This is a genomic window from Paraburkholderia strydomiana (assembly GCF_031456815.1).
In the GTDB taxonomy this organism is placed as follows: domain Bacteria; phylum Pseudomonadota; class Gammaproteobacteria; order Burkholderiales; family Burkholderiaceae; genus Paraburkholderia; species Paraburkholderia caledonica.
Map to the genome: position 1 here is coordinate 236,776 of NZ_JAVDVL010000004.1, position 24,435 is coordinate 261,210.

At 57.2% G+C, this 24,435-nt stretch carries 12 protein-coding genes; 10 read left to right on the forward strand and 2 right to left on the reverse strand.

Translation table 11 applies throughout. The features are described from left to right. Positions 1–1,192 precede the first annotated feature (1,192 nt). Entirely contained in the window at positions 1,193–2,209 is a 1,017-nt protein-coding gene (locus tag J2W46_RS13545) for a PRTRC system protein D (RefSeq protein WP_310354366.1), read from the reverse strand. 1,619 nt (positions 2,210–3,828) lie between these two features. Between J2W46_RS13545 and J2W46_RS13550 the strand changes: the two genes are divergently transcribed. The 9 genes from J2W46_RS13550 (at position 3,829) to J2W46_RS13590 (ending at position 19,208) form a co-directional block, all read left to right on the forward strand. Then, positions 3,829–4,767, forward strand: a complete 939-nt coding sequence (locus tag J2W46_RS13550) for a hypothetical protein (RefSeq protein WP_310354367.1) — start codon at positions 3,829–3,831, stop codon at positions 4,765–4,767. Between the two features lie 598 nt (positions 4,768–5,365). After that, complete coding sequence (locus J2W46_RS13555; RefSeq protein ID WP_310354368.1) at positions 5,366–6,028, forward strand: NERD domain-containing protein; 663 nt, start codon at positions 5,366–5,368, stop codon at positions 6,026–6,028. A gap of 688 nt (positions 6,029–6,716) precedes the next feature. Next, a complete protein-coding gene (locus tag J2W46_RS13560) occupies positions 6,717–6,935 on the forward strand; it encodes a hypothetical protein (protein ID WP_310354370.1) in 219 nt (72 codons plus the stop codon). A gap of 2,248 nt (positions 6,936–9,183) precedes the next feature. Next, complete coding sequence (locus tag J2W46_RS13565) at positions 9,184–9,564, forward strand: hypothetical protein (protein WP_310354372.1); 381 nt, start codon at positions 9,184–9,186, stop codon at positions 9,562–9,564. A 1,036-nt stretch (positions 9,565–10,600) separates the two neighbouring features. Next, entirely contained in the window at positions 10,601–11,782 is a 1,182-nt protein-coding gene (locus J2W46_RS13570; RefSeq protein WP_374726833.1) for an integrase domain-containing protein, read from the forward strand. 162 nt (positions 11,783–11,944) lie between these two features. Beyond that, complete coding sequence (locus tag J2W46_RS13575) at positions 11,945–12,340, forward strand: hypothetical protein (protein ID WP_310354374.1); 396 nt, start codon at positions 11,945–11,947, stop codon at positions 12,338–12,340. A 1,515-nt stretch (positions 12,341–13,855) separates the two neighbouring features. Continuing rightward, positions 13,856–16,537 (forward strand): type VI secretion system Vgr family protein, encoded by a 2,682-nt coding sequence (locus tag J2W46_RS13580; protein WP_310354375.1) that lies wholly within the window; start codon positions 13,856–13,858, stop codon positions 16,535–16,537. Beyond that, a complete protein-coding gene (locus tag J2W46_RS13585) occupies positions 16,537–18,249 on the forward strand; it encodes an esterase/lipase family protein (RefSeq protein WP_310354377.1) in 1,713 nt (570 codons plus the stop codon). The genes J2W46_RS13580 and J2W46_RS13585 overlap by 1 nt, the downstream gene beginning before the upstream one ends. 83 nt (positions 18,250–18,332) lie before the next feature. Continuing rightward, positions 18,333–19,208, forward strand: coding sequence for a T6SS immunity protein Tli4 family protein (locus J2W46_RS13590; protein WP_310354378.1), 876 nt, complete (start codon positions 18,333–18,335; stop codon positions 19,206–19,208). 1,673 nt (positions 19,209–20,881) lie between these two features. Here the strand turns inward: J2W46_RS13590 and J2W46_RS13595 are convergent. Beyond that, a complete protein-coding gene (locus J2W46_RS13595) occupies positions 20,882–21,979 on the reverse strand; it encodes an MraY family glycosyltransferase (RefSeq protein WP_310354380.1) in 1,098 nt (365 codons plus the stop codon). A gap of 252 nt (positions 21,980–22,231) precedes the next feature. Between J2W46_RS13595 and J2W46_RS13600 the strand changes: the two genes are divergently transcribed. Next, positions 22,232–23,863: a methyl-accepting chemotaxis protein gene (locus tag J2W46_RS13600; RefSeq protein WP_310354382.1), complete on the forward strand. Its 1,632-nt coding sequence runs from the start codon at positions 22,232–22,234 to the stop codon at positions 23,861–23,863. Positions 23,864–24,435 lie beyond the last annotated feature (572 nt).

Here is a 24,435-nt window from a genome sequence, read left to right on the forward strand (position 1 = left end):
CGCGGTAGCCCGTCGGCGTCTACCATCCTACGTGCCTGGAGTGGCGCGCCACCTTTTTTCAATGCGTCTCTAACCGCTTACGCAGTCGGGGGCTCCGCTGCGCTCTTGGTGGGACCCCGGCACACCACGATCCGGACACTCCTCGCCGCACTCTCACCTTGGTACTGCCTTGACTTTTCAATGACGTCGGCAACATGGAATCACATCAGCCGATCTCATTGAAACATGGACCCTTTCACGAAGCGTTATCCCAAACCCAATAGAGATCAAGAACCACAGAGGAACGGCGCCTCAGCGACTGCTTGTCGCAAACTTCCCGCCATGCTCGCCGACTCAGAACTCGCTCATCTGGAAACCGTCGCATCTTACTTGTTGAACACTGAGTATCGAGAGCTGCCCGGCTATCTGGGACCTGCATATTGGATTGCTCGCGCCGTATCGATCGGGGAGCAGTTCGAGCTCGTTTTACCTCAGCGGCGACGGCTAACCGCGTTGCTCGCGATGTTCGTGAGCCTGGCGCAATCGAGTCGGTGTGCGCCTGAAGAAGTACCGCAGCGTGCGGTCAATGATGCTCGCTGACCGGGATTGCGTCATTTGAACCTGTCAGATCCTTTGCACTAGCCGGCATCGCATGTCTTGCGCAAAGCATAATCGTGGGCACGTTTTTGCGCCGCGTTTTCCCAGCCGTGCGAGATCTGTAATGCTGCGACGAAACCGAGTTTTTGCTTTCGCCTGACAGTCGCCAAATATGCAAGGTTTCTTTTTCCTTCGCTTAATCCTCCATCGTCAGCTCAACATCTGTTACGCCCAGTGAGCGATGCCTAGCGGGCGGGGCAGCCACGGGGCCTTGTCGTTTGTTGAGTTAGGCTGATCCGACGCGGCGGAAGACGCGACGCAGTTAACGGTGAAGCGTTGGGACTCTGCGTTCCTACGTCGTGACCGCGTATTTGGCGACGCCGGCGCGGTGAAGGCGGACGTTGCTAAGCAGCAGCTGTCTTCACCGAAAAAAAATACCGAAGTGCAATAAGTACTCCAAAATAACCTTCATCCCGTGAGGCAACATGGGTGGACATCTCAATTGACAATCTGTACCGCTCGCCAAACAGTCACGCGAAGGGCCAACTCCTCTTTCGTGCTCCTCGAAGCAACGCGCTGCAGTTGTTGGTCCACGATGCCACGTCGTTTCGTGAGTTCATGCAGACATTGGCACAATTCCCCTTCCAGCGAGCACCGCCTCACCAATCAGAACGAAGCCCTTCGCATTTGCGTGTGAGGGCGTGTCTAGGACGTCGATGCGTGTCCGGGGGAAGGCGGCGCGAACCGCTGTCTCGTAGAGGTTTGCTCCGCCTCCTGTCAATACGACCGATCTCAGCCTGGAGGGATAGTGGATGCGATCACGGATTTTTGCCACTGCAGCGTTCACGACGGCTTGTAACCTTTCAAGAAACGAAGCGAGGTCGATGTCCTTACCGTAGTGCAGAAGTGGCCTCTTGTCGCCAAGGCATCGGCCAATGCGTTCCATATTGTCTACAGGGCAGCGTTCCTGGTTCGCGATCAACGATCCAATGGTTCTATAGACCTGCCATGCACCGCCCCGGACGCTGCCCGAACAGTGGTCATCTACCCTGTGGTCATGGTACAGCAGCCAGTTAGTCTCGGAGTAGCCTACATCGATGAGGAGATGGTCGTGCTCGGGATCAAAGCGGGCATCGCCAGAATCATAGAAGATTCTGAGCGATCCGAGCAGCGGGGGAACGACCTTTGCCGAGCGGACGTGGATCGAACCTTGGCCGAAATCGAGGGCGCCTGTAAATGCATCGCGAAGATATCGAGAGTATTTCCAGCTTAAGTGGGCCGGCAGGCCAAGCACCATGCATTCGATGTCGGTTACACCGGCGGAGTGCAGTGCTCCGCCGAGCAGCGCCGCGAACATGGGCGTCAAACAGAAACTGTCGAACAACGTTCGCGTTATGCGTGAACAAACTGACAACGACTCTACTCCGGGGCCGACTGCATAATGAGAGCCTTGCACCTCCATCAAAACAACGCTCGACTCGTTGCCCACGCGTTTTCTGATTGGCGGTAACTCAAGTTCGGATACAAGAGGCGCGAGCGATGGAAAGCTCACAGTTGAGATATCGGTTCCTGTGCGGAACGCCCCTTTGGTGTGGCCGTAACCGATGTCGACGCCAAATGCTGAAACCTTCATTAACGCTCTCCGTTTCGATGAAACCCTGCTGATTTCGGAGGCTGACGGTGCACACGATGCTCCTCGGCCCGTTCTCGCGCTACCGTTGCCTACTGTTTGTCGAAGTCAACCGTCTGTGTTCAACCAACTGTATCTGGTCGATCAGCCTGCCGTGCAGGCAAATGGCGACATATTCGGCGTAGCTTTCGATGAGAGAGTGCGATTAAATGTAGGCGCCTTCCAGTTGTGTTCCTTCAATCAAGACTTGGCCAACGGTTTCAAATCGACGACGTTCCTTCGTTGTCGTCCGGCTGCGTACACTGCAAACCGGACGCTTGCGCGGGATAAATGCTTCGGGTGCCCGATGTCGGTAGCCGGCCGCTAAGCATCCAAGACAGCTTCTGAGAAGATGGGCCGAGCACCCCGGGCTATCTCCTCGACCGTGCCCAGTCGACAGCCGTTTGGCGCATGCTTCGTTTCAGGCTGTCGGTCACTCAAATGTCGTGCTACCGGCAGCTGGCTAACGGTAGCGGCAGCCATGCGGCCGTTACCGCAACCTATTGATTTTATTCGTTAAACGAGCCAATTTGCGAAATTTCTATTACTCGATCAACAGCACAGAACTCCCAAATCGGGAGCCGCGCACGCCGCGTCTTACACAGAAAGGATCACGCTCCGCCGACGCACCGTACCCGACAGTAGACCCCAACGACGGCGCTTCGCACCGGGTGGACGCTCTTGCAAAGCACACGTTCCTGGTCCGTCCAACTTGGTGAGCCGACGCGATTGAACCGGCGCCGCTGAGCAGGGCCAAGCGCTGCGCGCCAGAAAGAACCAGCCGTGGAGACTACCCCGCGTGACACCCTTATGTGAGCCAACACGCGGGCATGGCAGTTGACGCCCCCACACATCAACACTTGACCAAACGCCGTCTTAATGTCCGACGGAGTACAAGCCGGCGTCGACTGGCGCACATGCTGGCGTCAACGGAAAATTGATCTCGAGCGAACTAGGACGAGCATAGGCCTCCGGTTGCTAGCACAGGGCCCCGGGTTGTCAGGGTCAGTTTTGCGTCGGCGCTAACATTTATGTGCTATCCGCGGCGTGCACCGTATTTGCGAGCCTTGCGCCGTTGATCAGTCAATCGAGGTTTCGCAAACCAGCCTGTTTCATCAATTAAAACGGAACGATGCGGTCGTGGGGCGCTGCCGATGCTACCGTGAGCCGGCTCATGGGGCGGCAGTACATTTATAAGACAGACGCCCCAAAACCGGCGCCTGCCGGGTCGCGCTGCCGTCGACTCGGCAGGGCCGACAAGATGGACCGAAGCGCTCCGCTCTTTGTCGCACAACCTCGCGAAAGCACGAAAGAAGCATCGGCATTGGAATGACATCTGGGCGCCACAAGTATGCAATCCACGCATGCGTGCCCTCCTGCATCCAAACAGGCTCGGCATCCGGCGGCTACGCAGGTCATGCCTCCAATGCCATGTGACTGCCCGATGTTTCGACAACTCGTCGTCTTTTTTTGAAAGAGGGCATTTTTGATGCGCCATTCGGTCGCCATCTGAGCGGCAAGTCGCGTATCGTAACGTTTTGCCTGCAGATGACCGCAACACCGGATCAAGCGTGAGACGACCCATGACTCCCGATGGACTGCTTCGACAACTCAAAAAGCGCAATTGCTTCATTATTGCTCATTACTATAAAGACGGACTGGCAAAAGGGAAATGGACTACGCAAAAGGGCGCACTTAACGCGCTTGGCGTTAGTCAGGCCGAACTTTCGCTGGCGCTTAAGGTGGCTGCTCTGCCCACCGCGATAGTCAACTTGTTTGAGTCGGCCACCGGGGTAACGCCGTATTCCGTGCGGGTGATACGCGAGGTTATCGCGCGGGATGGTCTTCAGACCGTGTTTCAGCGAATCGGCGAACACGTTGCGGCTGGCAGAACGCTCCCAGCGCGAGCGGTGCTTGCAACGATAAACGGGCAAGGGGCTGCGTCCAGGCGCGCGCTGCGCTACTTGGGCAACCCTGAGAACAAGGTACTGAGTAAGACGCTGGACTCACCGAAAAACATCTCCGATCGATATCACCTGGGTGTGACCAGAGGGGAATGGACCACTTACAGTGGCTGCGCCCGCGCACTTGACATTTCACGAAAGAACATACGCGATGCGGTGTATCTGATGGCGCTTCGGGGTAGCTTGCCCGTTAGTTTCAGTGAGGCCGAATTGACTTTTGCTGTTGGACGGAAACTACTGGCGCTAGACAAGGAGTTGGGCAGGCAAACGCTATTGCAGCGTGTGAGAAATCTAAGCCCTGGAGGGAGCGAGGCAACGCCCGAAACTGTTCTTAGGGAGTTAAACGGCGTGAATGTGCTGACATCGGACCATTATCGCATTCGCATCAGGAAGGGTAGAGGAACCCGGCGACTCATCATCGAGTGCATTGATGCCGGTGCTCTCTTGCCATACCGACGCGACATCGAGCGTGCGATCCGAAAGGTGGTGAAGAGAGTTACCGTTAGTCCGGAGGAGATCGAGGTGATACGCTCGATCTTCAATGATCGCGAACTTTAAAGTGATGTTCCACCAAAGATCTATCATAACAAAGGCAACTTCCATCTCAGCCCTTACCCTCGCGTATCAGCGGATGACAGCAGCTGAAAACTACAACACATAGCGAATCTATTCCTGCCTAGGGCGCGCCATGGTTTCGACCGGGTTGTAGCGCTTGCTGGCCAGTGTGCAATGCCGACAGCGTTTCGTCGCCAGTTTTTTCGACGGCGTGACGTGTCCGGCAAAGTGCTGTTTTCAGACACTGTCCAGTTCGCTCCTGCCTGATTCTGTCCTCTTCGCAGGCCTCACGCCCCTGTTGTTTCGGGATGCCAATAGGTCAACTCCCTTCTCTGTCACGTGCTAAGCGCTAACGGCCCTGACTGGATGGCAGGCACTAGGGCTCATGACCGACGCTCTCCAGTTGCTTCTTGTTCTTGTCTAAAAGTGTTGCCTTGACTTCGGACTGCAGATGACAAGCTGGAGTTATCGGCAATCCTTTTGATCTGCGACGCAGCATCACGCCAATCTGCTGGTGCATTGACGGTTGTATTCGTCGGCCGTCGAAGTCGTGAGTGAGTCGCCGTCCGATAACCCTCTTCAGTCCACGAAAGGAGAACAAATGAAACAGGGCAAGACGTTGTTTTCTGTTGGGAATATAGATGCATACGGTGTTGCCGCGTGCTCCCATGAACTTGCGCCGGACTTCGGGCGACTGGCCGACGATCGCGATGGCTGGATGGCGCATCGACGCCGTTTGTCCCTTTCCTTGTCAAAAAGCGTTGCAGCGCTACTGCGGACAATGTCCGACCGCGCATTCGTCGTACGCCGCGGCGTGATGCTTGAGCACGCACCCGGAACGCGTAATCCGATGACGTGGGTGGATTGTCTTGCTGTGACTGGGTTCGGATCATTTGTCATTGGCCGGTACGATTGGACGGGCATTGTAAAGCGCTCTTTAAACGACGACGAACTCCTCGTCCATGACAAGGTCGGTGTCGTTTCTGTCCAGACGTCTCCACTACGCAGGGCAAAGCCCGCTTTGCGACACCTGCGTGCGTTACTCGCTGAATATGGATGCCCGGTTGAGTCCATTGCAATTTTCGCCTCCTCGCAGTGCGTGCTCGATCCTGCGCTGCCCGAAGCGATCCTGTATCCATCTGAACTTCACCATTTTATGCGCACACGATTGAACCGCTTTCGCGCGAGCCATCTTCAGCATCTCGATGCCGTGAGACTCGCCGCCCATTTGGAACTGCGATGTGTGGATTGGGGCGAGAGTTGACACAGGCAAACGGTGGTTGCTGAGCCGTCGGAAGAAGAGCGTGCTACGCAGCCCTCCGATGCGCCGCCGCGATCTCAGGCGCGAACAGAAAACCCAGAGCCAGCATCGATGGCCGTTTCTATCGCAAGCGGCGCGTTGGCCTCCACCGATTGCGACCGACCTCAGTAGTTGCTCTGATCGATGGCCTGAATGCGCTGCTCGATCATCGCGTGGACGGTACTTTTTCGGTCATCGTCCCGGTCACGAATGTCGAGCGAAGCTGTCAATCATCCCGGTCGCAAAGGCGTGGAGTAAGGATCAGAGGCAGCAGTTCGGTCGCTTCTGTCACGCGCTCTCTGTCGCTTCGCTGGTGAGTTTCGTTGGGTATTGGCACTCAACCAGCAGTTGGACGTGGAGCGCTATTCTGAACGAGGCCGCGCTCGCGGCGATCATTGTGCTAACCTTTACTGAGGGCATGGATTCCATGAACGGAGAATGACTATGGGCTTCGGTGTAGTTGCGCTAATCCTGACGATCGCGATTTGTGCGTATGGCAAGTACATGAGCGACCTCGGCCGCAAGGCCGACCGCGAACGCCGGCATCCGCGCGTTCCCCGCTGATTGTTGATGCGGACCGGCTTCAACCGGTCCTTCTTTTCTTGAAAGGCTGCACCTTCGGGTGTGGCCTTTTGCTTTTTATGGCCCCTCTATGTCCGAAACCCTTGATTTGCCGGCCGCGCCGGCTTTGTATTCGCGCATTCTCATGAACTCAACCCGGTTGCCGCAGCCGGTTCTTTTGTCCCGACGGATCGATACGCGCAATACAAGGCGGTTCCATAAATTACAAGGTCAGTGCGAGCAAGCGTTGGGCTTGAAAGCCTTGCTGGGCAAAGGGCGGCGGGTTTTTGCGCGTCGCGAGGACCGTTAGCCGGCTAACGGTCCCGTTGCATTCATTAGGTCGAAACGTTTGCGCGAGTTTCATGCCTTTATGAGATTCTCCCATAGAGCCGTCCCGAGTTGGAGGCCGTGTAGGCGTGACGAGGCATTAACGTCTGTGTCTCTCGGAAACCTCAGGCTGGTCCAGGCGAGGCGCCAAGCCAACATCGCCCGGGATTGCGGCGTCATCAGGCATGTCCCTAGCGTACCTAACGTGATCAATTGCCGGATGCAACGCTATGCTGGACGAAAAGCTATGCGGTTTTGCGAAGCTTTTCGGGTTAAGGCCGTGAGCCGGCTCGTCCACGGGTCTGGATTCGGGGAGGCGACGTGCGCACTGTGCGCATCGAGAAGGGCTCGTTGTTTCAACGCGAAAGCGGATCATGATCTCGCTCGGCTCCCTTAGCCCAAGATCGAGTACGTTGCCGAGCTAAGGTCTTCGTTGCCCTCCTGACGCGCACATCGCGTTCGCGCCGACAGTGTACTGATAATGTCCGTCGACCATTTCGTACCACGGTAGGCAACGGACTGCGTCAAACATCCTGTCATTCGCGCGCGGCTCAGTTGTGCAGCGCTTCCTTGACTTCCGCCTGCCGTGTGTATGATGAACTAACAGAAAAATCTCATCCTGCACTCGTCATCGCTAGCGTTTTTGCCGTCGCGGGTCTGCGCTCAAGGAACCGACTTTTGCGACCTGGTGCTTGACACCGCTAGGCGGTCGGGGGCATACGGTGAAGTACAGATCATCGGCGATCCAATACGCCAATCGCTCATATCGCCGGCGTCATAACCCGGCGCCGAATGCGGCGCCCTGAAACGGTAGTACGCTACGTCTGCAATACCGACGTCCTCGATGCCGAATAATCTCGGCGTGCGCGCTGTTCGTTAAACTGAATGACCTTGCCGGTTCTACTCCATGAAGAGGCCCGTTGCGTCGGGGCGCCGCTTTTTGATTGAATGTCATGCACAACCAGGCGGGAAACAGCGCCGCCAGCAGTGGGCCGTTTCTGCCGCGCACGTCCTGCTGCTTTTTTCCCTGAAGGCACAGTATGGAGGCCATTTGACGCTGGCCTGCGCCGCATCACACGACAAGACGAGGTGTTGTCAACAGTTTCGTGCTAACGTTCACTCATGAAGTGATTTCGAGCGAAAAGGAATGAGCATGGATATCAGCTTTGTAATACTAGGTGCCGCAGTTGCCATGTGTGGACTTAGCGCGCTGATGGAGCATAACGCGCGCAAGGCCAAGCGGCAACGACGTCGTCTGCGCAATACTCACTAGTCATCGAGTGTAGGCTTCCGCTGGGGTAGTCGCCCTTCAGTCTTGCTTGCGCCCATGAGATGTTTTGTCTGGCGGTAAGACGACACGTACCGGGCCGCCGGCGCGATCTACGCCGGATCTTCAACGTGCTGGCTCTTACGCGAGTTCGAGTTTTGCGGGGGCGCCGTGGGCAGACCGTCTTATGCCGCGCAGTTGACTGTGCGGGTCCGAGCTGTCGAAGTAGCACTCGCTCAAATAGAACGTAACTATTCTTGGGGTCGAGCTAGCACCGAGGCATCGTAGGTGCCAGCGGCAATGTGACGGAATGCTGGTTTACAGTCGCATCGCCCATCGCCGGTTTTGCTGTCTGTACCGTCCATGTAGTTCAAGCCATGATTTATCCCAGACCGGAGGGCCGGATCTCATACAGCCAGCGGGAATGCTTCCGCAACTAACCATGAGCAAGCCGGATTCATGTATGCAGACCATTTCCGGTCATCACCACGGGCTTGCGAGGGGCGTCGGATGTATATCCATGAAAACCTTGCTCACGGCTGGCTCAAGCTCCAGGCCGGATTGTCTGATCCTCTGATTACGGCACAGCCTTGGCAGGCTATAGTTCGCCAGCGGGGTACGCAGCACGCGAAGGCTGCCGCATTTCGTGCCTCCCTGTCCGCTGGTCGAACGCAGTCTGAGCGTCAAGGCCAATAAATTGAATCGAAGATCCTTTACTCAAGGCATCTGCGGCGAAGAGCACGGTGCGGATTTCCAGAGTTGGTCCTTCCGTCGTGTGACGTTTTGAAGCGTTCGATGTCACCGGTGATGACCAACGCTTCGGACATCATTTGTCTGGAACGGCGCGGCAAAATATCGGCATCTCCAACCGCTTGACCAGTCTGCGCTCCACGGCGCAATCCTGTCGCTCACGGCCTTTGCCGAAAAGTCAGCGTGCGGGAAAGTCCGGCGAAATGAAGCACTCATGGAAGCGGTGCGCAGCTTATTGCTTGTAAAAAGAATGTCATCGCTTCGGTGGCACCGCGATAATTTGAAACGACTTTCCTTAATGAATTCCACGCGATTGCGCGACAACGAACGCTCAAATTCCGTGGAAGAAACGACACAATCGAAGGCGCGCGTGCCCGACCTCGTCCGTCTGGGTCCTGCCAAAAACGTGGACCTCAGGCCGGGCTGTGGCCGGCGGCGCCTGTTCGCGAACAAGGCGCACGACGACGTGGTGACATTCCTTTATATCAGTGGCGCCGCCCGGAACCTCCCCCCGCGCTTCGTCAAGTCTGTCCATGATCAGGGCATGTGGCGGCCCTACATGCTCGACGATTCGATCCTGCTCCGCGGTACCTGAGCTTGCCGATGACCGTTTCGCTCGTCATCCGATCATGTTGCGGCCGGCATCGCATCCATAGCGTGCCCGAGCGGCACATCGTCCGATAGAGGCGGACGCCCCTTGCCGCGCGCTTGCGCCTGTCCTCCTTTACCGGAATGGACAGATCTGACTCCTGGGACGGCAGCGGCGCTTGACGTTGCTGACCGAAGATGTCCAGTTGCCATCCGCTGATTTGCTCGCTTCTCGCCGCGAACACGCGCTGCAGCGCGTTGTTCTCCTTGGTCCGAAATTCGGCAGCACCTGCTAGTTTTCGCCAGAGACGAGCCATCTTCACTGAGCGCAACGCCTTGGCCGAAAGCTACCGCAAAATCGCGACCTTTTCGCCCGAACTCTCGCGTCGAGAAACTTAATATGACTACACCTATCTGCGTCAGTGACGCATCGACCTGAGTGCAGCGCACTCCATTTCCTGAGCTAGTCGCCCGGTGGGGCGTCCACCTTCTGCATGGCAGTTAAGCCAGAGCCGGCGTCGCAGGTCGCGTTGGGGAAACTGAGTTCTCCGCGACCCGCATGGCGGCTGGTCTCCTGACCAGATTGCAATTCTGTACTGACTGAGAACACGTTCGTGCGGACATCGCGAACGTCCAGACCTGCTTTCCGTCAACGGCGTAAAGCCATGCCTGACTCACGCGATCCGATATCAATGCGACCGTGGTGAGCAGGCTCTCCGAACGGGAAATCACTTGCACGTTATGTGCGGATTTCTAATCCCATTCCTCTCGGCCCGCGCAGCCGAAAAAGAAAAGCGCAACAGGAATTGCCTGGCTCGACAGACGTGAGTCTGCGGTCGGGTAGCCTCGTGCCGGCCGATGCCGGCTCGAGGATCATCAGGCGGCAGTGCTTCCCTGCGCCGGGTGAATCAACTCTCTGATCTCTAAGATCCCGGAAAGCAAAGCGTGCAGGTCCTCATCAACCCGCGGCGTCCTCTTGATAGGGGAGGATGCCGCCTTTCACGAAAACGACTGTGAAGATCCAACTGAACTTCTCGGCGCTGATGGAAAACGCGGGGCTTCCGCAACGGCTTACGAACGAACTGGCGGAGCTTTTTCAACGACATTTAACAAAAGCGCACAGCAAAACCCGCGTTACATCGAACGCCATATCAATCAAGACCCAAAAGTATCGCGTCCAGAGTCTGGTCGCCGGCTTCCGCGAACTTCGAAAAGGAGGCTTCGCCATCCAGTCGCCGTGGAACCTCGCAGAGAAACACATCGGCTATCTCGTGACCCTCTGGATCAACGAAAAGAAACAATCGCCCGGGACGGTCGAAAACAAGCTCACCTACTGGCGTACGCTAGCCGCGTGGATGAAAAAGCACCAGCTCGTCGGCACAATGGACGACTACATCCAGCGTCCCGAAGGGTATCGTCGCTATTACGTTGCGCGGGAGGACAAGTCATGGGAGGCGGCGGGAGTCGAGCTCGATGACGTGATCGCCCGACTATGCGAGCGCGACCGGTGGGTCGCCATGCAGGTTGAGCTTCAAGCGACATTTGGCTTACGTGCACAGGAAAGCATGCTCCTGCGTCCGCTGCAGTGTCTTCGAATTTCAGGCCACCTCCAGGTAATCGATGGCACCAAAGGCGGACGTCCGCGAGCTGTTCCCATCGATGCTGAGTGGCAATACGAGGTGCTTATCCGCGCCGCAAGGCTCTCGAACCCCCGCACGGGGTCAATGATTCCGGAGCCGTGGTCATTGAAAAAGTGGTATCGCCACTTCTACCACGTCTTGCAGAAAGAGGGGATCACCCGCAGCGCCCAGGGCGTCACGGTTCATGGGCTTCGCCACGCGTACCTGCAAAAGATGTACGAACGGGCAACCGGCGTACCCGCGCCGATCAAACGGCCCGATCACCGCCCTGATCCAGCGCTTCACCAGGCGGCGATGCAGCGGCTCGTCGAGGCGGCAGGACATAGCCTCGCCGCGAAGGCGACTGCCTACATTTCGACTTTTGCCATGGTCGAACGTCTGTCGCGGCCCGTCATTTCCGCGGAACAGGCGATAGCGGCCCTTACCGCGGCAAACGGTAACAAGTCAGAGGCGGCCAAAAACCTCAACATCTCCCGGCAGGCACTCTACCGGATCCTGGCGAAGTGCGCCCATCTGCCCACTGCGCCGCTTTCGTGTGGGGGCTTGATCGTCTTGGGCGATTCACAGGCCGACCTCCAGCGTTGACTCAGGTCGGCAACAGTCGGCGAGGCGACCGTGACAGCCGGCGGGAAAAATCAACGGAGCGGGCGCCTTGGGTATCTCGAGACGTGCTCTTTATCGGCGCGTTGACCCGACCGATTCGGTCAAATGCCGCCCATTTAGCGACTCTCCACAATTGGTGGCTCGATGAAAATGGAAAAAGCGTTGGAAAAACAAAAGAGTGGCCGACCGCGGGCAGAGCCCCTGCTTTTAACGCGTGCAGCAGGGAACGGAAACACAGCTTCTGAAAAGCCATTCGACCAGCGGACTTGTCAGTGTGTGGTACGTGACGATGACGCCGGGGCGAGCAAAGTGAGCAGTTTAGGTAACGGCTCTTCCGCGGTGGCGGTGCACGGCGCGGATGGATTCGACATGACGCATGTCTTCCCCGGTACGCGGCCGTCCAAGCCCAGCTCCAATGCCTTGAGCACCATGAGCGCCGCCGGTTTTGCGAACTTTGTGTGTTGGGTCGGTTATTGCGTTTTTCGCAAATCAGTCCGTTTTGCCAACCAAATCAGGACCATGCGGGCGGGCAGGTTATGAACGCACGAGCCTGATCCGGCTAACCGGCGGCAGATGTTTTGGCACGCGAACGTCTGCAACGATGCGGCGCAAAGCGGACTTACTGCCGACTCGCCGGACGCGAGATGTGGGATTCGTGCGCTTCCTTTCGCATGAGGGACGGCAGTGCGGCCTTTCGGACGCTGCGCAGGTCGCTCGCGAAACGTGCGAAGAGCTCGACGGCTTTGCATCTCGTTTTTTGAAAGACGGTGTTTTCATTGCGTTCTTCCGTCGCCATTCGCAGCGCAAGTCGAGTTTGGTATTGATTGGACCGCAGACGACTGCAATACAGGTGTTGCAGAAACGGCGCCTTGCTGTGATGCCCCGGTCGTATATCGTTGCTTGCCGGCACCATGCAAGATCTGCGATCCATCATGGAAGGCGCAACGACTGCGTTTGCTTGCACCTGATGTCACTGAATCGTATTTCCAGCGAATGGGGACGTGTACCTTAAAGTCGTGACGCTGACATCGATCGCCTCCTTCACGCGACATTGAGAATGAAGACAAAATCTGCTCCACACCGAGGATGCGTTGAGCTGTTGATGCGTATCAATGACTGGCCATTGCACGCGGGTCCCCGGCTGCGGTAACTGACGGCCGCTTCGCTGGTTTGATGGACGCGGATCCGCAAGGTGGCGCTGTCGTGTGCCCGAATACAGGGCGGGAGCTACCGTGGTGAGGCGTTCGTATAGCTGCTTTGCCGTGATGCTTGGCTCGATTTCAAGCCATTTCCTGTATCTTTGGCCAGGTATGTTGGAACGGATGTTCGCGAGTGCGCTAGTCGTGTGGACCGCGAGCTTTGTGGTGGGTGTTCGTCGGATTTTTCCTTCCTGCCACGCTGTTCCAAGACTTGATAGGACATTCGGGCGTGATACTTCAATCGTTGTCTTCCTCGAGTCTTGTGGAGTATCAGATGCGCCACATTGCGCAACGCGTGGTTGGACTTGGCGCATTGGATGCAGCAGGTCCAACGGATGGAACGTATGAAATCGCGCATGAAGGCGACGCTTGGCTCCCGCGGGAATAGATGCTGCCCGCCGAACTCGCTCAAGCGGGGTCAAGGGAGCTTCATAGCGCCTTGACCACCTGCGCCAGTAAATCGCCGTTTGCCTTTGCCCGTCCGGAATGCTGCCGGCCCAATATGATTGCACATTGCGACTATGCGCACATAAATCGCTGAGTGAGGTAACAGCATGGTCTTGCCAAGCGGTTTTCTAGCTGGTCGTCCGATTACTAGCCGTTTTTTGCGATTCTGTTGCATGGATTGCGCAGTCTAGTTGCCGTTTTTTAAATATCGGAATCGTAATCGACCTACTACGCCGACACCGTATCCGCGAATTAATTTAACGCAAGCTACAGATATGCCACTCGCATATTAGATTCAAATTCATGCCGCTTTACAATTGCTGACATTGAATGACTGGTCGATTCATCTGAAGTTTCGTAAAATCGCGCAGAGCGCGGTCGCTCGATCAGCCATTAAAAAAGAGGCAGTATGGGAGCGCAGGACATAATCGGGGCAGTAACCAGCGGACTCGTCCAGAGTGACCGCCTCCTTAGACTGGATAGCTCGCTGGGTAATAGTATTCTGCTCCCGCAGCGGGCTGTCGGTTATTCGCGGATTGGCCGCCATTTCGATTTCACCGCCGATGTCGTTTCCACATATGCAGCGATCGAACTTAAAATCCTGATCGCCCAGCCTGTCACGCTTTGGATGCAGCAGACTGACCGGTCCTATCTGCCTTACCACGGCTATGTACACACCGCCCGCCGTCTTGGATCGGATAGCGGTCTCACGAGTTATCAGATTGGCTTCGCATCGTGGATGCACTTTCTGCGCTTTCGCAAGGATGCGCGGATTTGGCAAGACAAGCCCGCGGACGAAATATTGACCGAAGTCTTCAACATGCATCCGCAGGCCCAGGGAGCATTTCGTTTTGTGTTGAGCAAGCCGCTCCCGTCGCGCTCGTTCTGCATGCAATACGAGGACGACTGGAACTTCGTCCACCGGCTGATGGAAAGCGAAGGCTTGTTCGGCTACTTCGAACAGGGCAGCGACGGCAAATCGCATACCCTTGTCGTCACAGACAATCTGGATACATTGCAGCCGCTTTCGCCCCAAACCGTCGAGTTCTATCGCGCGGGCACGAATAGCGAAACTGATGCCCTGGTGCAGTGGTCGGGCACGAGAACACTCCAAAGCACAACACTCACGACCCGCACCTTCGATTACAAGGCGCCGGCTTCGTCCGCGAGCCCGAAAGGCACAAATATTCCGACGCTTCCCACGCAGGGAAACCTGCCTCAGCAAGCCGAGGTATATGAATATACGGGCGCTTATACCTACGGCAATCAGGACCGGGGTGTTGCCCTCTCAAAAATCCGCATGGAAGAATGGGAATCGCGGGCGAAGCGCTTTTACGGTGCCGGCGGTGTGCGGCGGATGGACGCCGGTCGCTGGTTTGAACTGGATGACCACCCGGATCACGCCACGGATAGCGGGCAGAACAGGCAATTCGCAATCATTGAGGTAGCGTGGTTCATTGAAAACAACCTGCCGGTGTCCAGTCAGGCCGCCGATTTCCCGCACAGCCTGAAAGGCGAACTGGCGACGGTCAGATCGAGTCACGCCTCTGAAGAGGGGTTGAAGGTCAGGCATGCCGATGGCAGTGAAGGCTTTTTCCTCGTTGAAGTAGAAGCGCAGCGCAAGGTTGTGCCGTATCGTAGCCCGTTTGAACATCACAAGCCGGTAATGCACTTGCAGTCGGCGATTGTCGTCGGACCGGCAAACGAAGAAGTCTATACCGACCAACTCAATCGCATCAAGGTCCGCTTTCATTGGGACCGGCTCAATGACGGCGACGAAAAAGCATCATGCTGGGTGCGGGTTGCCATGTCCGATACCGGTGGCGGATACGGAGGCGTGCATGTCCCAAGAGTCGGCGAAGAGGTTCTGATCAACTGGGTGGACGGCGATTGCGATAGGCCGCTAGTCACCGGCCGCGTCTATAACGGCGCGACACGACCGCACTGGCATTCCAACGGGTTGCTCTCTGGCTACAAGTCCAAGGAATATCAGGGCAGCGGCTACAACCAGATTGTGATGGATGACTCGACGGGCCAGAACCGCGTCCATCTCTACAGCAGCAGCACGAATGCGCATTTGCACCTGGGCTACCTGATTGATCAGACGGCCAACACACGCGGGCCGTATCTGGGCACCGGCTTTGACCTGAAGTCCGACGCATACGGCGCAGTGCGTGCGGGGCAGGGCCTGTATGTTTCCACGCATGCGAAATCAGCAACGAGCCAGCAACTCGACGTGCGCGAAGCGAACGCGCAACTGGTGAATTCGGAAAGTATGCTTGAAGCGCTGTCTGATGCGAGCACAACGCACCGGGCGGAAAGCCTCAAGGAGGGCTACGACTCGCTCAAGTCATTCACCGACGCGATACAAGGCAGCGTTGCAGGATCAGCGTCGGGCGGCAAGACCGCAGGCGGCGGCACGGGCAATGCCAATGCATTCAAGGAGCCCGTCATGCTGTTTGCGAGTCCGTCTGGTGTTGCCCTGTCCACGCAGAAATCGGCCCATGTGTCCGCGGACCAGCACATTAACTTCGTGAGCGGTCAGAGCACGCACATCGCGACTGGCAAATCGTTGATCGCGAGCATCGCGGAAAAACTGAGCCTGTACGTACAGAACGCCGGGATGAAGCTCTTCGCGGCTAAGGGCAGGGTCGAAATTCAGGCGAACTCGGACAACATCGAATTAACCTCGCAGAAGACGTTGAAGCTGCTTTCGGCAACGGAAAAGATCGAAGCCGCCGCAAAGCAGGAGATCTTGCTGACGTCAGGAGGTGCCTATATTCGCGTCAGGGACGGCAACATCGAGATTCACGCGCCCGGCAAGATCGATATAAAGGGTGCCGGGCACTCGTTTAGCGGGCCTACGTCACATGCTGAACAAATGAACACCTGGCCAGATATGCCCAACGATGAGCAGTTTATTCTTCGTCATCGGGGCACAGGCGAACCCATGGCGAACCGAAAATTCCAGATTACGCGTGGTGATGGGACTCTTATTACCGGTCGCACCGATGCGGAGGGACGGACGGGCATACAGAAAAGCTCGTCCTACGAGCAACTCGTCCTTAAGTATCTTCCTGAGGTGGACTAATGGCCGATCAGAATCGAACTCTGGTTCACTATCACGACGACGACGGCTTGCCTTGCTGGTTATCTGAGACCTCGCCGGTCAGCATGACCGCGCGCGCAGAATGTCTGGTACCTCCCGACCGGATAATCCCGGTTGTGTTCGTGCCCGGTATCATGGGGTCCAACCTCAAAGCCATTGACGCGTCGAAAGCACAGCAGGTTTCGAACATATGGAGGCCAGATGCCACGAGCGCGGTCCTCAAGATCATCAAGCTCAGCCCTGCCGACCGTCAGATTGTGTTTGATCCCCGAAACACCAAGGTTGATGACGATCTGGTTGTGAACGGGACCAGAGTCGTTAAGCCCACCAATGGGTTCAGCGATGCACTGCTAAAGACTCGCGGGTGGGGCACGGTTTACTGGAGCAGCTATGGGCCATTCCTGGAATATCTCGAACGCGAGTTGAACAACGTGGTGAAGTGGAATCCCGCGTTCAAGCAGGTGCTTCCTGAAGCCAGCTGGTTGCCTTTTCAGGGGGACGGCATCAATGTCCAAAGCGACGATAAAGCCCATCCGTTGAAGCTCGGCACCGACGAATTGAAACAGGTCGGAAAATACTGGTATCCCGTGCACGCGGTCGGATACAACTGGCTGCAATCGAACGAGCAGTCCGGAAAGTACCTCGCCCGCGAGATTGACAATATCCTCGCTCACTATCGTAGTAAATGGGGAAGTAAGGCCGTTAAAAAGGTCATTCTCGTTACGCATTCGATGGGAGGCCTCGTTGCGCGCGCTGCGGTGCATCCGAAAATGGGTGACGCTCAGGACCGTGTCCTCGGCATCCTGCATGGCGCGATGCCGGCACTGGGCGCACCGGCTGCCTACAAGCGAATGAAAGCAGGCAATGAACGCGCTAGCATGTCCCCGGTTAGCTTCGCAACGTGGCTTTTCCTCGGAGCGTATGGTTGGGATGTGACGCCGGTATTGGCGCAGGCGCCTGGCGGTTTGCAGCTATTGCCGAATCAGGATTATCCGGGTGGGTGGCTGACGATCAAGGTCAATAGCGACGTTTATCGCATCGATGGCAACCCGTACAAATCAATCTATTCGGAAAGAGATAAATGGTGGCGCCTGGTGAATCCGGCGTGGTTAAATCCCGCCGACATAGGTGGCGCACTTACGCCAACGGGGCAAACACGAGCCGGCGGCGGCGACGATGTTGCGTGGGCGAAATACATGAATTGTCTGCGGAGCGCCGAGGATTTTCACGCAACGCTCCAGAATAGCTATCATCCCCAAACCTATGCATTTTACGGGGCCGATTCGGCGCACCAGTCGTGGGGGAAAATCCAGTGGAACATCGGCACTGAGCGCTATGTCATGCGTGGTCCGATGTCAGTGTTCGACACAGACGCCGAGCTCAAGACGTTGGCGCTGAATGGCAAACCCCGAAACGACGACGGTGCGGGAACGGTCGAAGCGACTGCCAATGCCTCGTGGATGGGAGACATTCACGAGCGATTCGAAATTCAGCCTGCAGGATCGAACGGTGACGGCACCGTACCGCACGAGTCCGGGCTCGCGCCCGGAAAAAACGGCAGTGCTATCGAGCAATTTGCGCTCAAGGGTTTCGATCATCAGGGTGCGTACATGACGGAAATACATGACGTGATGGCCGTGTCAAAGTACGCGATTGCCAAGATCGCGCAGAAGGCCGATTGGGGAGATGCATGAATCGTACGAGCCTTGTTGTCACAGTATTGACAGTATCATTTCTAATCCCTTTGCTGGGTTGCAGTAACCGTCAGGATCCCGCCATGAGTATGTCTTCTACCACCGCCAACGCTGCGCCGCTCAGGACGGTGTGTGTGGGACGGTACACAATAGATATCCCCCATTCGGCAACGAATGTGCGTCTGGTACAAAGCTTTAAGGGTATCAACATCGATGTGTTCTACCCTGTGAATCAGCAGCAGCTTCATGACGAAGCGGCGCATAAGATTGCAAGCGACGCCGAAGTAACCGACTTCCAGCCCAAGCAGGTTGTCTTACAAGGCGACAATGCGGCCGACCCAGTTCAGGTCTGGCAAAGCGGAAATGATCTCTACAGTGTGCGTGGAACCACTCTGAAGCAGGACACGGGTTTCCTTTTCAGTATCGAGGTAACAAACGATTCTGTTCAAGGCGCGAAAGTGGCTATCTCACAGCTCATCCAGCAGGTCCGGCTTCGCGATCCATTTGCTGTCCCAGCTGAGCAGGGGTTTTGCATCGAGCGAGGTTTTATTCCGGGTGGTTACGCGGGCGGCGAGACGGCATTGATTTCGGTCGATTTATCGGGTCCCGATGCGTCGCTTATGATGAGCACCAATACTGAGGCCAAGAATACTGGCGGCAATCTTCTTGCCCGTATGAGCAACCTGCCAGTGCCCCTTGCTAACCTGGTGTCCAATGACACAGAAATCTTGCGACGTGGCGGGAAGGTCGTTGCAGGACGGGAAGGCGATGAATATGGCTACGCGGTCAAGCAGTCAAAAGACGTTTCGCTGGAATGGAGCGTGATTACTGGCAACGATCACGCGACCGAGCCGACCATAAAGATTTCCATGGATACGCACTCTGCAGTGCCTGAAAGCGCACGGCCGATGTTGATTGCGGTCTGGGATGATGTACTGAAATCTGTGAAGCGTCGGTAAGCGAACAAATATCATGGAACGACATCTCATCTTGAACGGGGACACGACGACAGCTAACGGCACCGTCCACGCTACGCCGGCCGCGATTTAACTGAACGGGCAGGATGTTGCACACGAAGATGACAGTGTGACGTGCCCGGCCTGCAACACGATACGCAAAATTGAATGCGACGGCCCTCGCCAGATGATGACTGCACCTGATGGACGTCATGCCGCGCTCAGTGATAATCTGGGTGTACGCTTTTGCACACCCAGCCCTCGCCTTGCCGTCGCAAGATACGTCCTACGTCAACGCGTAACGTCGTAAGGCAAGCAATAATAATGTGGGGCGAGTGCCGTGCCCTCCGGCTTGGAGATACGTATGCAGTCGCTCCGCACTCGCAATTTCCTGTTCGTTGCGGCGTTTACAAAGCTTACGTTCAATGGAGCCCATTCCCATGGCTATTTCACGCCGCGGTCATGGTCTGAGTTCGATGCGAATTGCACCTCTGGGAGAGGATTTGCTACTGACGCAGCAAGGAGGTCCGCAGTTCGTGATTATCCGGAAACCGTTGCGAGGATGTCCGAAAGCTTCTGGGACGTCGGATGACCATTTGGCTGCAGTTCAGTCCGCAGTAGCGAAGGTGCAATAGCCCAAGGGCAATTATCTGGATGAGAACCGCACCAAACCGACGGGTTCAGGGTTGCGGTGTAGCTTTTATGCTGGCCGCCGCGTGGCTGAGTCGCCACGCGGTCGCATACAGTCTGGACGATGCACCGCAGCGGCGTGCAGGGTGGACGCCGTGCGCGCTCTACATTTGAAGTTCCCGTGGGAACGTCAAATTGCGTACTCATCTGAGCGCAATGATATCGCTATTTCCTAAACCATCTCGACGCCATACCTTTGCTCTCCTGCATAGCCTCTTTATCTTGCAGGTAACATCGCGAACGCAAGCCGGCACGCGATTCGGCAAACTCGGTCCGACGCCGATGCTTCCCAAAAGTCATTTTGCTTGCGTTGGTATGCCTTCGGGTACGCTACAAATCGCGGCGTGTCATCGCGAAAATTCACACTCACCGGCGCGAGGCTGAACATAGCGGGCCGGCGTGCCCGCCAAGCGAAGTCGCCGGGCTCCATGTGACGGTCGGGTCAGCGAGTCTCTTAAGACTTGAGCCGAACGCACTGTTGCAGGATGGCTCACGACCCAAGCGCGGCACAGCGATAGGGTTGCGCTCGATGTGATAACCCAATCGCGGTCCGAAGCGTTGGCATGCTGAAGTCGTCGCAGCATTCTCGAAATTTTGCTACAGCTCCATCACCAGCTTCGGTAGCCACGATGGAAACACCATCCCCTTGCGCCAATCCCTCGCCAAATCTCTGGGGATGATCGACATGAAGCAGCTCGGAAAACGGCAGGCGATCCGAGCTGCTTGCATCCGCATTGTCCGCTGGAGCTGTCCTCAATCATGCAATCTTCACGTTCCGGTTGCGAACGTAAGGCAGCAAGACGTTCCGCAGCACTCAATTTCCCACATAGCCGCCAAGATCATGACAGACTCCATAATCGTCAGCTGGCATAGTGCCTTTCACTCTCCGCTGTGAATTTCCAATTGAGACGCCTTTTCCGCAGCGCTGGGTTCAGCAGTCGAAATTGTCGACGCCTCACTGCTCGTGCTTCCTAGAGGTGGCTTGATTACTTCCCTTTCCTCACCACCATCCACCGCGGCGACTTGAACCGGACAATGCTCACGTAGAGCCACACGTAGGTCGCCGCGAACACCACCACGAAGCAGAACAGATGCAGCGTATGCCGCCAGAACAACGTGGCCGGCACCACCGCGATCAGACATAGCAGCCACAAATAAGGCGACGTCAGCGAATTGCGCCGCGTCAGTTCGCGTGCGGTACGCGCGCCGACCGCCCAACGCATCAGCCGCTTATACACCAGCATGTGCAGATGCACGCCATCCGGAATGCCGGGCGACATGCCACGAATAAACTTCTTTCGATAAATCGAGAAACACGTCTCGAAGATCGGGTACATGAAAAGCAGTACCGGATACCACGCGGACACGTCGCGGTTACGCATGACCAGCATGATCGACAGTTCGGCAAGCATGAAGCCGATGAAGTACGCGCCGCCGTCGCCGAGAAAAATCAGCCCCGCGGGGAAGTTCCAGATGAAGAAGCCGAGCACCGCGCCCATCATCATGAACGACGCCGACAGCACGATCGGATCGTGCACCTGGAAAGCGACATAAGCGAGCGACGCAAACATCATGAACGCCACCATCGACGCAAGGCCGTTGAAGCCGTCGATGATATTGATCGCGTTCGCAAGCGCCGCCACCGCGAGCACCGTGACCGCGCACGAGATCACAGTATATGAGAGCAGGAAGTCGAGCGGCGGCACGCTGATGCGCGTGACTGCGACGTCCAGCAGAAAATACGCAAGCGCCGCTGCCGCCATCGTGCAGACGAGGCGCGCGAGCGGCGACACACGCTTGGTCAGGTCCTCGACGAGACCCGAGCCGAAGGCCGGCATGCCGCACGCAATGAGCCCGAGGATGCCGCCCGATACTGCCGGATAGGCATAGCGCAGTTGCACGGCCGAAACGATCAGCCCGACGAGAATGCCCGTTCCGCCGATGCGCGGCACCGGGCGCACATGAAACTTCTGTACGCCGGCCAGATCGGTGTCGGTCGAAAATTTTTCATGCAGATGCGCATAGCGCACGATCAACAGCGTGATCAGCAGTGAAACGATAAAGCCGAGCGCAAAACTAAGCATGAAAGTGGGCCTGAGCGAAGACGCCGAATTATACAAACGAAACGCGAGACGCCCGGAAAAGCGCCGGGCTCCCGAGAGCCGCAACGAATCCCAGATAGTGAGGCACAAATCGCGCGCAAACCAGCGCCAGTCATGGATTTCACCTATGTAGCGAGGGTCGCGCCGCGTCGTTAACCTGGATGCGGCGACGTGTGCGCTATGCGGGCGGATAGAACACTCGCCGCGGATCGACAAGACGGTTCCGGAGACCCAATGCTAAATAACATCACAATTCGTGGCGGCCTGACGCTGGTGATCAGCGTATTCGTTGTCTTCCTGCTGACCGTAATCGGCGTTGGATATGGCGCACTGAAGCTTGCCAACAGTAGCCTCGACGACACGCAGCGCAGCGCAGCGGCGCTCTCGCATCTGAAGGCAAGCTCCGAAAAGCTGCTGCAGGTGCAACTCGCGCTGGGCTCTTATCAAACGCTCTTCAGCGTCGGCAAGCAAACCGACGACCTGCTGCCCGCCGCGCACAAGGTGCTGGTCGAATCGAACAAGGACTTTCGCAATTACATGGCGGGGCCGTTCTCGAGCGACGCGGAGCAGAAGCTCGCGCAGAACGTCGAGCAGGCCCGTAACGCGCTGGTCGATAAGGCAATCGAACCGGAGTTCAAAGCGCTCACCGACTTCGACTTCAATACGTTCCGCAATATTCAGGGCGAGACGGCGAACGGGTTTTACTCCACGTATTCGAAGGCGATCGACGCGCTCGAACATGCGCAGACCGAGAACCAGCACCGCCAGGCCGGGACCGCCGCGCAACGCTTCCAGATTGCGACGCTTCTCTTTGCAGCAATCGGCGCACTCGCCATCGTGATCGGCGTGGCGGCGCGCGTTGCGTTGTCGGCGGCGCTCATCAAGCCGGTCAATGCCACCGTCAAGCACTTTGAGCGGATGGCCGCAGGCGATCTGACCGTGGCGATCAAGAGCCAGTCGCGCAATGAAATGGGCCAGTTGCTGAGCGCGCTAACGAAGATGCGCGACGGTCTTGTCGACACGGTGTCGCAAGTGCGCGGCAGCACAACGGCCATTACGCAGGGCGCGAACGAAATTGCCTCGGGCAACGCAGACCTGTCCGCACGCACGGAGCAGCAAGCCGCGGCGCTTCAGCAGACGGCCGCGAGCATGGAGCAGCTCTCGGCGACCGTGAAGCAGAACGCAGACAACGCGAAGCAGGCCAACCGGCTCGCGCACGGCGCGCTCGACACGGTTACGCGCGGCGGCAAGGTGGTGTCGCGTGTCACGGAAACGATGGACGGCATCAGCGAGTCGTCGCGCAAAGTGACAGAGATTATCGGCATGATCGAGGGCATTGCGTTTCAGACCAACATTCTCGCGTTGAACGCGGCCGTGGAAGCGGCGCGTGCTGGCGAGCAGGGGCGCGGCTTTGCAGTCGTGGCGTCGGAAGTGCGCAGCCTCGCGCAGCGCTCGGGCGCGGCGGCGAAGGAGATCAAGGAACTGATCGGCGATTCGGCGGCTCAGGTCGAGCAGGGCGCGTCACTCGTGGCCGAGGCGAGCCGCACGATGAACGAGGCGATGCAGTCGGTCGAGCGCGTGACCGGCATCATGGGAGAAATCGAGGCCGCCGCGCTGGAGCAGAGCGACGGCATCGAGCAGGTCAACAAGGCCGTCTCGCAGATCGACGAAGTCACGCAGCACAATGCCGCACTCGTAGAGGAAGCGGCTGCGGCGGCGAAATCGCTGGAAGAACAGGCCGCTGTTTTGCGGGAGGCGGTTGCGGTGTTTCGGGTGGGAGAAAGTCCGTCGGGAGCGGGTACTGGTGTCCGGGCGAACGTGGATTTCAGCATCACCAGCCGTGCGCTGCTACTGGAGACTGTTTGAGTTTCGATAGCGCAGGCCGACTGTAACAAACGGACAAAGTTACAGGGATCGGGGACTTCGCGCGGCAACGCCGCACTTGTCGAATATAAGAGGCCCGCGGAATATTCGCCCGAGTCGGTACGCGACACTTCGCGGTGCAGCAGATTGCTCATCTCCAACATGCGTCCGCCCGCAAGCGCCCAGATGCCGCGAATTGTTGTTGCGTCTCGCCAACTGCTCTCAATAGTGAGGCGCCGAAGCCGTCCATAAATCGAAAACGCGGTACCGCTCGTGCGTTAGCGCGACCGGTTGCAAGGCCGCCCCACTTTCCCGATGGTTTCGCCAACATCGCAAAAGTCATTCCGCTTTTATGCCGGTATGTCGTCATAACTGCGAGTTTGACGCTTCGATCAAGCGCGAACAGCATCCACCCGTCGCCGCGATGCTGCAACGTCTGGACAGCAACAATCCCGCAGTCGACACCGTGCATACTTACGGCGTACTTGCTACCAACCACGTGCAGCTTGGGCTTCGATGCCTTCCGATCTATCGCTTCGATGCCTATCACCACCCGGGGCGTGGCAGTCAGTCCG